The 15,100-nt window shown below is 69.1% G+C and carries 12 protein-coding genes; 9 read left to right on the top strand and 3 right to left on the bottom strand.

Going from position 1 to position 15,100, the window contains the following annotated elements; translation table 11 throughout:
• Positions 1-31 precede the first annotated feature (31 nt).
• Positions 32-3,190: a CHASE domain-containing protein gene (locus AC2EBS_RS13405; protein ID WP_484728920.1), complete on the bottom strand. Its 3,159-nt coding sequence runs from the start codon at positions 3,188-3,190 to the stop codon at positions 32-34.
• Between the two features lie 97 nt (positions 3,191-3,287).
• Positions 3,288-4,379: a redox-regulated ATPase YchF gene (ychF, locus tag AC2EBS_RS13400; RefSeq protein ID WP_484728919.1), complete on the bottom strand. Its 1,092-nt coding sequence runs from the start codon at positions 4,377-4,379 to the stop codon at positions 3,288-3,290.
• 136 nt (positions 4,380-4,515) lie between these two features.
• On the opposite strand from ychF, the gene AC2EBS_RS13395 reads away from it, so the two are divergent.
• Genes AC2EBS_RS13395 through AC2EBS_RS13370 form a run of 6 tightly spaced genes read left to right on the top strand, consistent with a single transcriptional unit; the run spans position 4,516 to position 10,553 of the window.
• On the top strand, positions 4,516-5,637 hold the full coding sequence (locus tag AC2EBS_RS13395; protein WP_484728918.1) for an FAD-dependent monooxygenase: 1,122 nt from the start codon (positions 4,516-4,518) through the stop codon (positions 5,635-5,637).
• Positions 5,638-5,664: 27 nt separating this feature from the next.
• The gene (locus tag AC2EBS_RS13390; protein WP_484728917.1) at positions 5,665-6,387 is read left to right on the top strand and encodes a DsbC family protein; all 723 of its coding nucleotides are present in this window, start codon (positions 5,665-5,667) and stop codon (positions 6,385-6,387) included.
• Between the two features lie 47 nt (positions 6,388-6,434).
• The gene (locus AC2EBS_RS13385; RefSeq protein WP_484728916.1) at positions 6,435-6,896 is read left to right on the top strand and encodes a DUF3429 domain-containing protein; all 462 of its coding nucleotides are present in this window, start codon (positions 6,435-6,437) and stop codon (positions 6,894-6,896) included.
• Entirely contained in the window at positions 6,896-8,653 is a 1,758-nt protein-coding gene (locus tag AC2EBS_RS13380; protein ID WP_484729141.1) for a M61 family metallopeptidase, read from the top strand. Before AC2EBS_RS13385 ends, AC2EBS_RS13380 begins: the two co-directional genes overlap by 1 nt.
• Positions 8,638-9,762 (top strand): DUF3108 domain-containing protein, encoded by a 1,125-nt coding sequence (locus AC2EBS_RS13375; protein WP_484728915.1) that lies wholly within the window; start codon positions 8,638-8,640, stop codon positions 9,760-9,762. Before AC2EBS_RS13380 ends, AC2EBS_RS13375 begins: the two co-directional genes overlap by 16 nt.
• Positions 9,759-10,553 (top strand): enoyl-CoA hydratase, encoded by a 795-nt coding sequence (locus tag AC2EBS_RS13370; RefSeq protein ID WP_484728914.1) that lies wholly within the window; start codon positions 9,759-9,761, stop codon positions 10,551-10,553. The genes AC2EBS_RS13375 and AC2EBS_RS13370 overlap by 4 nt, the downstream gene beginning before the upstream one ends.
• 135 nt (positions 10,554-10,688) lie before the next feature.
• On the opposite strand, the gene lysS is transcribed toward AC2EBS_RS13370, so the two are convergent.
• The gene (lysS, locus tag AC2EBS_RS13365; RefSeq protein WP_484728913.1) at positions 10,689-12,212 is read right to left on the bottom strand and encodes a lysine--tRNA ligase; all 1,524 of its coding nucleotides are present in this window, start codon (positions 12,210-12,212) and stop codon (positions 10,689-10,691) included.
• A gap of 89 nt (positions 12,213-12,301) precedes the next feature.
• On the opposite strand from lysS, the gene AC2EBS_RS13360 reads away from it, so the two are divergent.
• Genes AC2EBS_RS13360 through AC2EBS_RS13350 form a run of 3 tightly spaced genes read left to right on the top strand, consistent with a single transcriptional unit; the run spans position 12,302 to position 15,097 of the window.
• Positions 12,302-13,360: a Gfo/Idh/MocA family protein gene (locus AC2EBS_RS13360; protein ID WP_484728912.1), complete on the top strand. Its 1,059-nt coding sequence runs from the start codon at positions 12,302-12,304 to the stop codon at positions 13,358-13,360.
• A gap of 10 nt (positions 13,361-13,370) precedes the next feature.
• A complete protein-coding gene (locus AC2EBS_RS13355) occupies positions 13,371-13,958 on the top strand; it encodes an acyltransferase (RefSeq protein WP_484728911.1) in 588 nt (195 codons plus the stop codon).
• Positions 13,959-13,993: 35 nt separating this feature from the next.
• On the top strand, positions 13,994-15,097 hold the full coding sequence (locus tag AC2EBS_RS13350; RefSeq protein WP_484729140.1) for a DegT/DnrJ/EryC1/StrS family aminotransferase: 1,104 nt from the start codon (positions 13,994-13,996) through the stop codon (positions 15,095-15,097).
• Positions 15,098-15,100: the final 3 nt, after the last annotated feature.

Below are 15,100 nucleotides of genomic sequence, written 5' to 3'. Positions count from 1 at the left end.
TTGCCCGCCAGTGGCCGGGCTTGCTGCAGCTTCAGTCCTGCGCGAGCACGCGATCCAGCGTGGCGAGCAATTCCTGCACATCGATGGGCTTGGTCAGATAGTGCAGCGCGCCAGCCTCGAGCACGGCAGCTACCTGGTCAGGCAGGGCATTGGCCGATACGGCGATCACCGGCAGCTCGCTGCAGGCCGGTGTGCTGCGCAGCCGGCGCAGCAGATCCAGGCCGTCGCCGTCGGGCAACTGCATGTCCAGCAGCAATAGGTCCGGCGGATCGTTCAGCACGGCCTGCAGTCCGCTGGCCAAGTCGCCACAGACCTGCAGCTGCAGCTGGGGACGCTGTGCCAGCACGCCGCGCATCAGCGCCACATTCGTGTCGTTGTCCTCGATATAGAGCACGCGACGCTGTGGCAGCGCTGGCGCGGGCGCCGGTCCGGCCGTCGCTGCGCCGACGGCCTGTGGCGGAGCCTCGGCTCGCGGCAGGCGCAGCACGAAGCTCGAGCCCTGACCCACCGTGCTGGTGGCCTCCAGCGAGCCTCCCATCAGCTCGGCAAGACGCCGTGCGATCACCAGGCCGATGCCGGTGCCCTCGATGCCGCTGCTCTCGCGGCCGAGCCGGTTGAAGGGTTCGAACAGCTGGGCCAGCTGCTGTGCACTCAAGCCCATGCCGGTGTCGGTCACGACGACTTCCACCGTGTGCGCATCGCTCAGCCGGCTGCTTACCAGCACGCTGCCGCCCTCGACGTTGTACTTGACCGCATTGCTGAGCAGATTGGTCAGTACCTGGCGGATGCGCGTGGCATCGCCCCGCACATGGCTGGCTTCGGGCGCCAGCTGCTGCGCCAGCGTGATACGGCGCTGCTCGGCCGGTTTGAGCAGCATCGACACCGCGCTGGTCACCAGGGTCTGCAGGTCCAGACGCGTGAGCTCGAGCTTGAGCGATCCGGACTCGATGCGCGAGAGGTCGAGGATCTCGTTGATCATCTCCAGCAGATGCCAGCCGGCATGCTGCACCTGTGCGGCCCAGCCTTTCTGCCGCGGGCTCAGTGCAGGCTGCGTGTCCATGTCCAGCAGCTGGGTGAAGCCCAGCATCGCGTTGAGCGGCGTGCGCAGCTCGTGGCTCATGCGCGAGAGGAACTCGTTCTTTGCCCGGCTGGCTGCCTCGGCCGCCTCGCGGGCCAGCTCCAGCTCGCGCATCTTCAACTGGTCGGTGATGTCCTCGACGACGCTGAGCAGGCGGTCGGGCCGCCCCTCGGTGTCGCGCAGCAGCGCGACCAGCACGCGGGCCTGGATGGCATGGCCATCGTGGGCGAGGAAGCGTTTGCGGCGCCGGTACATGCCCGTCTGGCCGTCGAGCAGCTCCTGGCGCAGGCGCTGATCCTCGGCCCGGTCGTCGACGTGGGTGAGCTCGATCTCACGCATGCCCAACAGCTCTTGCGGCGCGTACCCGAGCATGCGGCAGAAGTGCGGGTTGACCTCGCGAGGTCTGCCGTCCAGGTCGGAGAAGACCAGCCCGATGGGCACGTTGTCGAAGATGTTGCGAAAGCGCTGCTCGCTCTGAGCCAGTGCCAGCGAGGCCTGCTCGCGCTGCTGCACCTCGCGCTGCAGTTCGGCCGTGCGCTCCCGCACCAGAGCCTCGATGCGCCGCGCCCGCCCGGTGATGGTGAGCAGCAGTGCGCCCAGCAGCGCCGTGCTGAGCAGGCCGATCAGCGCGAAGGCCCAGCCGCTGCGGTCGCCCAGCGGCAAAGGTGCGGTTCGTGCAAAGACGCGCAGTTCCCAGGTCCTGCCGGCGAAGAGGATAGGGCGTGTCCGCGACAGCACGCCCACCGGCAAGGCCTCGCAGTCGCTGGGTCCGGCCAGGTGGCGATGCTGGGCCTGGGGATCGGTGTCCAGCATGCACAGCTCCAGCCGCTGCGGCAGCGAGGCGGCGACGGCACCCAGCAGCAGATCCGGCCGTACCGTCGCAAAGGCCACGCCGCGCAGCGCCTGCGCCCGCTCCACCTCGTCGGCCGGCTGGCCCTCGTAGAGCGCCTGATAGATCACCACGCCGACCGCACCGGCATCGCTGTCCTGGCTGAGCTGGAAGCCTGCTGTTGCCGCCGCCTGCGCACTGCGCGCGGTGCGCTGCGTCGCCTCGCGCGAGGCGCGGATGGAGCGGATGTTGACGCCGAGCGCCGCTTCGTTGCGGCGCATCGGCTCGATCAGCCGTATCGCAAGTGCCGGCTCTGACGGATCCGTGCTCAGGTCAGCCGCCCGGCCGCGGTCACGCACCGCGTAACGGACAAAGCCCTCGGCGCGAGCAGCCTGCTCGAACGTCTCTTTCTGGTCCGGCGGCACCCGTGCGGCCCAGCCCAGCGCGAGCAGCCTGCCTTCCGTCGGAAGGCGGGTGGCCGTGGCGCGTGCGAAGTCCTGACGCGACAACGCGGGCGATACGATGAACAGGGCGCGCACCGCTTCCAGTGCATCCAGCGGCTCCTGCAGTGCCACTTCCATCGCGCTCAGCGCGTTGTCCGCCTCGCGCTCGAAGCTCTGGCGCTCACGCTGCTCTTCCCACTCGGCGATGCGTTGGGTGACCACCGCCAGCAGCAGCGAAGCCAGCACCATCGGCAAGGCCACGCTCACGCGCCGCGGCGCCCAGACTTCGCGCGGCTTGGCCAGCAGCGTCAAGGCGACTGGTGCGCCGATCAGCACGCCCAGCGAGTCGCCCATCCACCAGGTGAACCAGTGGTAGCCGAGCAGCGCCGGGTCCAGCGCGCCGACCAGCAGCAGCGCGCCGGCACTGACGCTGGCGCTGACCAGGCAGGCCAGCGGCGCGGCCAGCAAGAAGAAGCGCAGCAGATCGGCTGGCTCCGACAGCAGCAGTGGCTGGCTGACCCAGCGGCGCACCGCTGCTGCGCCGAGCAGCGCCTGCAGCGCCGCGCCTGCCGCGACCAGCAGCGGCACGATCAGCGACAGCTCGCCACGTGCGCTGCTGAGCTGGTAGTTGATGATGAAGGCGCCGAGTGCCACGCCCCAGGCGAGGCGGGGGCCGCCGCAGAGCACGGCCGCCAGTGCCAGGCCGGCGGCCGGATACAGCGGCGTGGCCGCCATCGGCGGCAGAGCCAGCAGCAGGCCCAGTCGACCCAGCAGCACATAGCCCAACGCCAGCGCGGCGATGGGCAGCAGGGAGCGCAGCAGGAGGGCGAGGCGTTCCATGACGGGCTGTGGGGCGGGGCCGGTGAGCATGCGCCGAATCAGCGCGCACACCCTTGCCAGCCCGACCTATGCTAGCCCATGCCTGGCCCGCCCTGGCTCAGACGTTGAACAGGAAGTTCAGCACGTCGCCATCCTTGACGACGTACTCCTTGCCCTCGGCGCGCATCTTGCCGGCATCCTTGGCGCCCTGCTCGCCCTTGAAGGCGATGAAGTCGTCGAAGGCGATGGTCTGGGCGCGGATGAAGCCGCGCTCGAAATCCGTGTGGATCACGCCGGCTGCCTGCGGCGCGGTGTCGCCGACATGGATGGTCCAGGCACGCACCTCCTTCACGCCGGCGGTGAAGTAGGTCTGCAGGCCCAGCAGCTTGAACGCGGCACGGATCAGGCGGTTCAGCCCCGGCTCCTCCAGGCCCATCTCGGCCAGGAACATCGCGCGGTCCTCGTCGCTCATCTCCGACAGCTCGGCCTCGGTCTTGGCGCAGATCGCCACCACCGGCGCGTTCTGCTGGGCAGCGAAGTCCTTGAGACGGTCCAGCAGCGGGTTGTTCTCGAAGCCGTCCTCGGCCACGTTGCCGACGAACATCGCCGGCTTGGCGGTGATCAGGCACAGCGGCTTGAGCACGACCAGCTCTTCCTTGCTGAAATCGATGGTGCGCACCGGCTTGCCTTCGTTGAGCGCGGCCTCGCACTTCTTCAGCACGTCCACCAGGCGCTGGGCGTCCTTGTCGCCGGCCTTGGCCACCTTGGTGTAGCGGGTCAGGCTCTTCTCTACCGTGGAGAGGTCGGCCAGGCAGAGCTCGGTCTGGATCACCTCGATGTCGGCTATCGGGTCCACCTTGCCGGCCACGTGGATCACATTCGGGTCCTCGAAGCAGCGCACCACGTTGACGATGGCGTCGGTTTCGCGGATGTGCGAGAGGAACTGGTTGCCCAGGCCTTCGCCCTTGGAGGCACCGGCCACCAGGCCGGCGATGTCCACGAACTCGGTGATCGCCGGCACCACGCGCTCGGGTTTGACGATCTCCGCCAGCTGGGCCAGGCGCGGGTCCGGCACCTCGACCACGCCCACATTGGGCTCGATGGTGCAGAAGGGATAGTTCTCGGCGGCGATGCCGGCCTTGGTCAGGGCGTTGAACAGGGTGGACTTGCCGACGTTGGGCAGGCCCACGATGCCGCATTTGAGGCTCATGGGGGACTTTCTCTGTGGATGCGCCTGGTCGCGGCAAGCTGCCGCGGGCGAAGCGCGAATTTTAGACGGCGCCGCCGTCGGGGCATCGCCGGGCCGGTCCGCGAGGCCGGCGGCCGCTGCCTACAATGCGCGCCAAATGCAGCACGGTCACGAGACGTTCGACATCCTGGTGCGCGGCGATGGCTGCGTCGGGCGCAGCCTTGCGCTGGCGCTGGGTGCCCAGGGCTTGCGCGTGGCCTTGTTGGGTGCCGCCGAGCCAGCCCAGCCGCGCGAGGATCTGCGCACCTATGCGCTCAACGCTGCAGCGGTGCGTTTGCTGCGCCAGCTGCGCGTGTGGGAAGCGCTGCCTGCCGACGCCGTGACGCCGGTCCATGAAATGCGTGTGGCCGGCGACGAGGCTGGCGGCCTGATCGAGTTCAGCGCCTGGCAGCAGGGCGTGGCTGAGCTGGCGCACATCGTCGATGCCGGCGCACTGGAGAACGAACTGGGCAATGCGCTGCGCTTTGCGCCGCATGTGCGCCGCGTCAGCACGCCGGTGCCGGCCAGCCTGACGGCGTATTGCGAGGGGCGCGACTCCGCGGGCCGCGAGGCCCTGGGCGTGCGTTTCGAGCGCCACGACAGCGGACAGACGGCGATTGCCGCGCGTCTGATTGCCGAGCGGCCGCACCAGGGCACGGCCCTGCAGTGGTTCCGCTCGCCCGATGTGCTGGCGCTGTTGCCCTTCGACCGGCCGCAGCCCGGCTACAGCTACGGCCTGGTGTGGTCGCTGCCGCGCGAACGCACGCCCGAGCTGCTCGCCGCCAGCGATGCCGAGTTCGAACAGGCGCTGCTCGAAGCCACCGGCGGCGCCGCCGGCGCGCTGCGCCTGTCGGGCGGTCGCGCCGCCTGGCCGCTGGCGCTGGCACGCGCCAGCGCGGTGTCCGGGCCTGGCTGGGCCTTGCTGGGCGATGCGGCCCATCTGGTCCACCCGCTGGCCGGCCAGGGTTTGAACCTGGGCCTGGCCGACGTGGCCTGTCTGGCCGAGGTGTTGGCGCAGCGCGAGCCCTGGCGGCCGCTGGGCGACGAGAAGCTGCTGCGCCGCTATGCCCGCGCCCGCGTGGCTCCTACCGTTGCCATGGGCGAACTCACCGACGGCCTGCTTCGCCTGTTCGCGAGCGACGCACCGGCACTGCGCACGCTGCGCAACCAGGGCATGAGCCTGGTCAATCGACTTGCACCGGTCAAGCGCTGGCTTGCCGGGCAGGCACTTGGCGTCTGAGGCGCCGCTCCAACCGTCATGAATGCGATGAACAAGCCTGCTGCCCTGATGCTCGCTGCCGTACTGGCGACGGCCCTGACCCCGGCCCTGGCCAACGAGGCGGCCATCCGCAAGAACCTGGCCGAGCGCCTGCCCGGGCTGCCCAAGATCGACGAGGTGCGCCAGACCGGCATGACGGGGCTGTGGGAGATCCGCATCGGCAACGAACTGCGCTACACCGATGCCGCCGGCAACTACCTGATCGAGGGCGAGCTGATCGACCTGCGTTCGCGCCGCAACCTGACCGAGGAGCGCGTCAACCAGATCAACGCGATCGATTTCGCCTCGCTGCCCTTGAAGGATGCGCTGGTCTGGAAGCGCGGCAACGGCAAGCGCCGCATCGCCGTCTTCGCCGACCCGAACTGCGGCTACTGCAAGCGCTTCGAGCGCACGCTGCAGGATGCCAAGGACATCACCGTCTACACGTTCCTGGTGCCCATCCTCGGCGGCGACTCGCAGGAGAAGTCGCGCGCGATCTGGTGCGCCAGGGACAGCACCGCGGCCTGGCAGGGCTGGATGCTGGACGGCAAGCAGCCGCCCAAACCCGGCGGCGACTGCGATGACGCCGCGCTGGAGCGCAACCTCGCCCTGGTGCGCAAGCACCGTGTCAACGGCACGCCGGCGATCGTCTTCGAAGACGGCACGCGCGTGCCCGGCGCGATCAATCTGGAGCAGCTCGAGCGCCGCCTTGGCGCCGTGGGCAAGTCCTGAGCCTGTCGCCCGATCTGCCTGAACGATTGATGGCGACGCCAAGCCGCATGAACCCCTCCACAGCGATCGAATCCACCGCCTTCCCGCCACCGCTGGCGCTGCGCCTGGGCTATCTGGGCCTGCTGCCCTTCATCTTCGGCGCGCTGCTGGTCTGGCTGCTTGCCGGCTACGAGGCCGATGCTCATGCCTTCGCCGCGCTGGGGCTGTCCTGCTATGCGGCGGTGATCATTTCCTTCCTCGGTGGCATCCACTGGGGTCTGGCACTGCGCAGCGATGCGCTGGGCGCCAAGCCCTATGTCTGGGGCCTGGCCGCCGCATCGCTGGCCTGGGTGGCGGTGGTGATGCCGGCCTACGCGGGTCTGGTGGTGCATGGCGTACTGCTGGTCGTCTGCTATCTGGTCGATCGCCGGCTCTACCCGGCGCTGGGCGCGGCAGGCTGGCTGACGCTGCGCTTCCGGCTCTCGGCCGTGGCCTCGCTGTGCTGCTTCCTCGGCGCGGCCGGCAGCTGATGGCGACGCTGGCCTACCGGGTCGAGATCGAGGATGCGCATGCGCATCTGTTCCGCGTCACGCTGACGCTGCCGACGCCGGCCGAGCGCCAGCAACTCAGCCTGCCGGTGTGGATCGCTGGCAGCTATCTGGTGCGCGAGTTCTCGCGCCACCTGAGCGGGATGCAGGCGCACCAGGGCGGCCGCGCGGTGCTGCTGCGCCAGACCAGCAAATGCAGCTGGGAAGCCCATTGCCAGGGCCGCGCGCCGCTGCAGCTGAGCTGGCGCGTCTATGCCTTCGACACCTCGGTGCGCGCCGCCTTTCTCGATGCCGAGCGCGGTTTCTTCAATGGCCCCTGCCTGTTCCTGCGCGTTCATGGCCGCGAGCATGAGCCGCATGCGCTGACGCTGGCCGGCCTGCCACGCGGCTGGCATGCGGCCACGGCGATGCGCAGCACCGGCCGCCATCGCTACCTGGCCGACAGCTACGAGGAGCTGGTCGACCACCCGGTCGAGATGGGCCGCTTCTGGCGCGGCGAGTTCGTCGCCGGCGGTGTGCCGCACGAGCTGGTCGTCACCGGCGCGCTGCCGGTGTTCGACGGTGAGCGCCTGCTGGCCGAGACGCAGCGCATCTGCGCCGCGCAGATCGAGTTCTGGCACGGCAAGGGCAGCGCTCGCGCCGACGAGGCGCCGCCTTTCGATCGCTATGTCTTCCTGCTCAACACCGTCGGCGATGGCTATGGCGGGCTCGAACACCGTGCCAGCACCGCCTTGCTGGCCTCGCGCGGCGACCTGCCGGTGCTGGGCCAGACCGAGGCCGGCGAGGGCCATGTGCGCCTGCTCGGCCTGATCAGTCACGAGTACTTCCACGCCTGGAACGTCAAGCGCCTGAAGCCGGCCGACTTCGCCGCGCTGGACCATGGCCGCGAGAACTACACCGAGCTGCTCTGGTTCTTCGAAGGCTTCACGTCCTACTACGACGACCTGTTCGTGCTGCGCAGCGGGCTGATCGATGCGCCGCGCTATCTGAAGCTGCTCGGCGTCACCGTCAGCGGCGTGCTCGCCGCGCCGGGGCGCAAGGTGCAGAGCCTGGCCCAGGCCAGCTTCGAGGCCTGGATCAAGTACTACCGCCCCGACGAGAACACGCCCAACGCCACGGTGAGCTACTACGCCAAGGGCGCACTGCTCGCGCTGGCGCTGGACCTGAGCCTGCGCAAGGCGCGCAAGCCCGGCGCCAGCCTAGACGCGCTGATGCGCCGTCTGTGGCAGGCGAGCAGCGGTGGCCCGATCAGCGAGGCCGATATCCTCGCGGCCGTGGCGGCGCTGGGCGGCAAGGCGCTGGCCGAAGAGTTGCGCCGCTGGGTGCATGGCACCGAGGACCTGCCGCTGCAAGAGCTGCTCGCTGCTGCCGGCGTCAGCTGGCAGGCCGACAAGGCCAGCCTGGCGCAGCGCCTGGGTCTGCGCGTGGACGAGGCTGGCGGCCAGCTGCGCATCAAGCAGGTGCTGCAGGGTGGCGCTGCGCATCGCGCCGGCCTGGCCGCGGGTGACGAACTGCTGGCCTGCAACGACTGGCGGCTGCGCAAGCTCGACGACGCGCTGCTGACGCTGGACCTGCGCCGGCCGCGCCAACTGCGTCTGTTGGTCGCGCGTGACCAGCGCATCGTCACGCTGGAGCTGCAACTGCCGCAGCAGTCGCCGGGCCTGCCCGTCCGCCTGCAGCCATCCGAGCGGCCTGCGGCACGCGCGCTGAGCCTGCGTCAGGCATGGCTGGGCGGCTGAGCGCGCGCCAGCGCCGCTCGATCGCGGTGCTGGCGGCCATCGTGCTGCTGGTGCTGGCGGGTCATCTGCTCATGGGGCGCAGCCTCGTCGAACTGCGCAGTGGCTGGAGTGCCGCCGCTGCGCTGCCGCCGCGGCTGCAGGCCGCCTTCGTGCGCGAGATGAAACAGAGCGCGCCGCCGCCGCGTCCTACGACGCCGCGGCCGGTGCCGGCACCGGCGGTGCCTGCGCCGGTGCAGACCGCGGCGGCGCCGCCACCTGAGCCGCCAGCCAGCGCACCGCAAGCGGCGGAAGCACCGCCCGCTGAGACGCCAGCCCAGCCGGTGGCCAGCGCGGCCTCGGCGGTCGAGGATCAGGCTCCGGGGCCGGAGTGGCCCGACTCGGTGCAGCTCGACTACAGGCTCAGCGGCTACTTCCGCGGTGAAGTCAGCGGCGAGGGACGTGTGCAGTGGCTGCGCGAAGGCCGGCGCTATCAGGTGCACCTGGAAATGCGCATCGGCCCGGAGTTCGCGCCCCTGGTCGAGCGCCGCATGAGCAGCGACGGCCTGCTCAGCGCGCGAGGCATCGCACCGCAGCGCTATGACGAGCTCACGCGCACGCTGATGCGCGCGCCGCGGCAGGCCACGTTGAGGTTCAGCGCCCAGCCTGACGGTAGCACCGAGGTGCAGCTGGCCGATGGCAGCAAGCATCTGGCGGCGCAGGGGGTACAGGACGCATCGAGCCAGTTCGTGCAGCTGACCTGGCTCTTCCTTACCGGCCGCGAAGCGCTGGCGCCCGGCCGCATCGTCGAGCTGCCGCTGGCGCTGCCGCGCAAGCTCTACGCCTGGCGCTACCAGGTGATAGGCGAGGAGCGTCTGGAGACGCCGATGGGCCTGCTCGACACCTGGCACCTGCAGCCGCTGCTGCAGAGTGACGAAAAGCTGCGCGATCTGAAGGCCGAGGTCTGGCTGGCGCCGACGCTGCAATACCTGCCGGTGCGGCTGCGCGTAGCGCAGGACGAGCAGACCTTCGTCGAGCTCTCGCTGCGTGCTGCGCCGCTGCTGCAGGCTGCGCCGTCAGCCAGCTCCTCTATAGTTCCGGCCGCCACCGAACACGGAGAGAAGAAGCCATGAACCCCACCTATGAATGCATCATCGCCGAGGTCCGCGGCGAGGGCGCGCGCAAGACCGGCCTGATCACGCTGAACCGTCCCAAGCAGCTCAATGCGCTGAACGACCAGCTGATGGACGAACTGGGCCAGGCGCTGCTGGCCTTCGATGCCGACGAGAGCATCGGCTGCATCGTGCTGACCGGCTCCGAGCGCGCCTTCGCCGCCGGCGCCGACATCCCGACGATGGCGCCGCACACCTTCATGAGCGCCTACAAGAGCGGGCTGATCTCCAAGAACTGGGAGACCATCCTGCAGGTGCGCAAGCCGGTGATCGCTGCGGTGGCCGGCTTCGCTTTAGGCGGCGGCTGCGAGCTGGCGATGATGTGCGACTTCATCATCGCGGCCGACACTGCCAAGTTCGGCCAGCCGGAAATCAAGCTGGGCATCATTCCCGGCGCCGGCGGCACGCAGCGCCTGCCGCGCGCGGTGGGCAAGAGCAAGGCCATGGACATGCTGCTGACCGCGCGCATGATGGACGCCGCCGAAGCCGAGCGCTGCGGCCATGTCTCGCGCGTGGTGCCGGCCGACAAGCTGCTCGACGAGGCCCTGGCCGCCGCCGAGACCATCAACAGCTTCAGCGGCCCGGCCACGATGCTGATCAAGGAACTGGTCAACCTGGCCTTCCAGGCGCCGCTGAGCGATGCGGTGGCGGTGGAACGCCGCTACTTCCATGCGCTGTTCGGCACCGAGGACCAGCGCGAGGGCATGGATGCCTTCTTGAACAAGCGCAAGGCGGAGTTCAAGCAGCGCTGATGCAGCGGGGCTGAAACAAAGACAAAGGGAGGCCGCGGCCTCCCTTGTTCTTTGCTGGCTTCGTTGCGGGGGCGGTCAGCCCTCGCGCCGGAGTGCCGGGGCGCGTCAGCTTTCCCGGCGCAAGGCCGGTGAAACTCAAGCTTCCCGGCGCAGCGCCGGGAACAGGATCACATCGCGGATGCTCGGCGAATCGGTGATCAGCATCATCAGGCGGTCGATGCCGATGCCGCAGCCGCCGGTGGGCGGCATGCCGTATTCGAGCGCGCGGATGAAGTCGGCGTCATAGAACATCGCCTCGTCGTCGCCGGCTTCCTTGTTGGCCACCTGGGCCTGAAAGCGTGCGGCCTGGTCTTCGGCATCGTTGAGCTCGGAGAAGCCGTTGGCGTATTCGCGGCCGGTGATGAAGAGCTCGAAGCGCTCGGTGATCTTGGGGTTGGTGTCCGAGGCACGCGCCAGCGGCGAGACCTCGACCGGGTAGTCGATGATGAAGGTCGGCTGCCAGAGCTTTTCTTCCACCGCGGCTTCGAACATGCCGAACTGCAGCTCGGGCAGGGTCCAGTGCTTGGGGGCTTCCTCGCCCAGCTCCTTCAGGCGCTCGCGCAGCAGATGGGCGTCGTCGGCCTGTGCTTCGGTCAGGCCCGCGTGTGCCACCAGCGAGTCGCGCACCGACAGGCGGGCGAAGGGCTGGTCCAGCGCGACCGGCTTGCCGGCGTAGCTGATGGCCGCACTGCCGGTGGCAGCGATGGCGGCATGGCGCAGCACGTTCTCGGTGAAGTCCATCAGATCATGGTGCGTCCAGTAGGCCGCATAGAACTCCATCATCGTGAACTCGGGGTTGTGGCGGACCGAGATGCCTTCGTTGCGGAAGTTGCGGTTGATCTCGAACACGCGCTCGAAGCCGCCGACCACCAGGCGCTTCAGGTACAGCTCGGGCGCGATGCGCAGGAACATCTCCTGGTCCAGCGCGTTGTGATGGGTGATGAAGGGCTTGGCGTTCGCACCGCCGGGGATTGGGTGCAGCATCGGCGTCTCGACTTCGAGGAAGCCGTTGTCCACCATGAAGCTGCGGATCGAGGACACCGCCTTGGAGCGGGCCACGAAGCGCTGGCGCGCGTCCTCGTCGGTGATCAGGTCCACATAGCGCTGGCGGTATTTCTGCTCCTGGTCCGTCATGCCGTGGAACTTGTCCGGCAGCGGGCGCAGGCTCTTGGTCAGCAGGCGCAGCGTGGTGACGCGCACCGACAGCTCGCCGGTCTTGGTCTTGAACAGCGTGCCTTCGGCGCCGACGATGTCGCCCAGGTCCAGGTGCTTGAAGCCGTCATAGGCCTCCTCGCCCAGCGCGTCCTTGGTGACGAAGAGCTGGATGCGGCCGGTGGCGTCCTGCAGCGTGCCGAAGCTGGCCTTGCCCATGATGCGCTTGAGCATCAGACGGCCGGCCACGCTGACCTGCACGCCCTGCGGCTCCAGCGCCTCGTTGTCCAGCGCGCCGTACTGCTCCTGCAGGGGCAGGGCGCGGTGCTGGGGCTTGAAGTCGTTGGGGAAGGGCACGGCCGTCTTGGCGCGCAGCTGGGCGAGCTTCTCGCGGCGCTCGGTGATCAGCTGGTTCTCGTCGACGGCGACGGGCGTGTGGTGCGGGGCGGCGGGGGTGTGCTGGGTCATGCTCAACTCGTTGAATCTGCTGCGATTTTAGGCGCTGCGCGACAGGCCCCCTCGTAGAATCGCGGCTTCGCCCGAATCCGGCTCCAGCCATGCGACCCAGCCTGCCCATCCTCGATCGCCCCATCCGCTTCGCGCTGGTCGGCTGCGGGCGCATCGCCAAGAACCATGTCGAGGCCATCGCCAAGCATGCGGACCGCGCCGAACTGGTGGCCGTCTGCGACAACCAGGCCGCCGCGCTGGCTGCCGCGGTGCAGGCCACCGGCGCGGCCGGATTCGCGTCGCTGGACGAGCTGCTGGCGGCCAGCAATGCCGACATCGTCGTGCTGGCCACGCCCAGTGGGCTGCATTCGCAGCAAGCCATCCAGGTGGCGCGCGCCGGCCGCCATGTGCTGTCCGAAAAGCCCATGGCCACCAAGTTCGACGAAGGCATGGCGATGGTGCGCGCCTGCCGCGATGCCGGCGTCAAGCTCTTCGTCGTCAAGCAGAACCGCCTCAATGCGACGGTGCAGCGCGTCAAGCGCGCGATCGATGAAGGCCGCTTCGGCCGCATCTACATGAGCACGGTCAACGTGTTCTGGACCCGGCCGCAGAGCTACTACGACGCCGCGCCCTGGCGCGGCCGCTGGGATCTGGACGGCGGCGCCTTCATGAACCAGGCCAGCCATTACGTGGACCTGCTGGACTGGCTGGTCGGCCCGGTGGACAGCGTGCATGCCTACACCGCCACGCTGGCGCGCGACATCGAGGCCGAGGACACCGGCGTGATGAGCGTGCGCCTGCGCCACGGCGGCCTGGCTTCGATCAATGTGACGATGCTGACCTGGCCGCAGAACCTGGAAGGCTCGATCACCATCCTGGGCGAGAAGGGCACAGTCAAGATCGGTGGCACCGCGGTCAACAAGATCGAGCACTGGGCCTTCGCCGAGCCGCAGCCCGAGGATGCGGACGTGCTCGCGGCCAGTTATGAGACGGGCAGCGTCTACGGCTTCGGCCACCCGCTCTACTACGACAACGTGATCCGCACGCTGCGCGGCGAAGCCCATGCCGAGGTCGACGGCTACGAGGGCCTGCGCTCGCTGGAGATCCTGATCGCTGCCTACCGCAGCGCACGCGACGGCCAGCGCGTTGGTCTCCCGCTTGTCTTTTGAACCCCACCGCATGAGCTACTGGAAACACGAGTCCGCCATCGTCGACGAGGGCGCGCAGCTGGGCGACGGGACCAAGGTTTGGCACTTCGCCCATATCAGCCCGGGCGCGAAGATCGGCGCGCGTTGCTCGCTGGGGCAGGGCGTCTATGTTGGCAACGATGTGCGCATCGGCGACAACGTGCGGGTGCAGAACAATGTCTCGGTCTATGACGCGGTGACGCTGGAGGACGATGTGTTCTGCGGCCCGAGCATGGTGTTCACCAATGTCTACAACCCGCGCGCCGCGGTGCCGCGCAAGGACGAGTACCGCCGCACGCTGGTGAAGCGCGGCGCCACGCTGGGTGCCAACTGCACCATCGTCTGCGGCGTGACCATCGGCGAGTACGCCTTCATCGGCGCCGGCGCGGTGGTGCAGAAGGACGTGGCGCCGTTTGCGCTGGTGGTGGGCGTGCCGGCGCGGCGCATCGGCTGGATGAGCCGCCATGGCGAGCGCCTGGCTTTCGATGCTGACGGCTGCGCGCGCTGCCCGGCGACGGGCGATGAATACCGTCTGGATGGCGATGCCTGCCATCTCGTGAAAGAAGGATCCCTCCTGTGAGTGGCGTGAGTAGCGTGAGCAGCAGTAGCAGCAGCCTGCCCTTCATCGACCTGAAGTCGCAGTACGCGGCGCTGAAGTCCAGCATCGACGCGCGCATCCAGCGCGTGCTCGACCACGGCCAGTACATCATGGGCCCCGAGGTCAGGGAGCTGGAGACGGCGCTGGCCGCCTACGCCGGCGTCAAGCACTGCATCACCGTCGCCAGCGGCACCGAGGCGCTGCTGATCGCGCTGATGACGCTGAACCTGCAGCCGGGCGACGAGGTGATCACCACGCCCTTCACCTTTGCCGCCACGGCCGAAACCATCGTGTTGCTCGGCGGCGTGCCGGTGTTCGTGGACATCGAGCCGGACAGCTGCAATATCGATGCGCGCCTGATCGAGGCGGCGATCACGCCGCGCACCCGCGCCATCATGCCGGTGAGCCTGTACGGCCAGGTGGCCGATATGGACGAGATCAACGCGATCGCTGCCAAGCACGGCCTGGCGGTGATCGAGGATGCGGCGCAGAGCTTCGGCGCCACGTATCAGGGTAGACGCAGCTGCGCGCTGTCCACCTGGGGCGCGACCAGCTTCTTCCCCAGCAAGCCGCTGGGCTGCTATGGCGATGGCGGCGCGCTGTTCACCGACGACGACACGCTGGCGCAGGCGGCGCGCGAGATCCGCGTGCATGGCCAGAGCCAGCGCTACACGCACACCCGCGTGGGTGTGGGCGGGCGCATGGACACGCTGCAATGCGCCATCGTGCTGGCCAAGCTGGAACGTTTCGACTGGGAGATCGCCGCGCGGCTGCGCATCGGCGCGCGCTACCAGCAGCTGCTCGCGGCGCTGCCGCTGCAGCGCCTGGCGGTGCGGGAGGACCGCGACTGCGTCTGGGCGCAGTTCACCGTGCTGCTGGAGGACGGCGCGCAGCGCAGCCGCGTGCAGCAATCGCTGCAGCAGCAGGGCATTCCGACGGCGATCCACTACCCGCGGCCGCTGCACCGCCAGCCCGCCTACGAGCGCTTCGCGCCGGCCTGGGCTTTGCCGCATGCCGAGGCCGCGGCTGAGCGGGTGATGAGCCTGCCGATGAGCGCCGATCTGGACGAGGCGCAGCAGGACCGTGTGATCGCGGCGCTGGCCCAGGCGCTGGCCGGCTGAACC

It is taken from the genome of Roseateles sp. T103 (assembly GCF_057219915.1).
The sequence above is the reverse complement of the archived record's forward strand: the minus strand, read 5'-3'. Positions and strand labels throughout refer to the sequence as shown.

What these genes read in the sequence shown, in the direction of transcription:
- AC2EBS_RS13405 (WP_484728920.1), bottom strand. Translation starts at nt 3,190, where the DNA reads ATGGAACGCCTCGCCCTCCTGCTGCGCTCCCTGCTGCCCATCGCCGCG.
- ychF (WP_484728919.1), bottom strand. Translation starts at nt 4,379, where the DNA reads ATGAGCCTCAAATGCGGCATCGTGGGCCTGCCCAACGTCGGCAAGTCC.
- AC2EBS_RS13395 (WP_484728918.1), top strand. Translation starts at nt 4,516, where the DNA reads ATGCAGCACGGTCACGAGACGTTCGACATCCTGGTGCGCGGCGATGGC.
- AC2EBS_RS13390 (WP_484728917.1), top strand. Translation starts at nt 5,665, where the DNA reads ATGAACAAGCCTGCTGCCCTGATGCTCGCTGCCGTACTGGCGACGGCC.
- AC2EBS_RS13385 (WP_484728916.1), top strand. Translation starts at nt 6,435, where the DNA reads ATGAACCCCTCCACAGCGATCGAATCCACCGCCTTCCCGCCACCGCTG.
- AC2EBS_RS13380 (WP_484729141.1), top strand. Translation starts at nt 6,896, where the DNA reads ATGGCGACGCTGGCCTACCGGGTCGAGATCGAGGATGCGCATGCGCAT.
- AC2EBS_RS13375 (WP_484728915.1), top strand. Translation starts at nt 8,638, where the DNA reads ATGGCTGGGCGGCTGAGCGCGCGCCAGCGCCGCTCGATCGCGGTGCTG.
- AC2EBS_RS13370 (WP_484728914.1), top strand. Translation starts at nt 9,759, where the DNA reads ATGAACCCCACCTATGAATGCATCATCGCCGAGGTCCGCGGCGAGGGC.
- lysS (WP_484728913.1), bottom strand. Translation starts at nt 12,212, where the DNA reads ATGACCCAGCACACCCCCGCCGCCCCGCACCACACGCCCGTCGCCGTC.
- AC2EBS_RS13360 (WP_484728912.1), top strand. Translation starts at nt 12,302, where the DNA reads ATGCGACCCAGCCTGCCCATCCTCGATCGCCCCATCCGCTTCGCGCTG.
- AC2EBS_RS13355 (WP_484728911.1), top strand. Translation starts at nt 13,371, where the DNA reads ATGAGCTACTGGAAACACGAGTCCGCCATCGTCGACGAGGGCGCGCAG.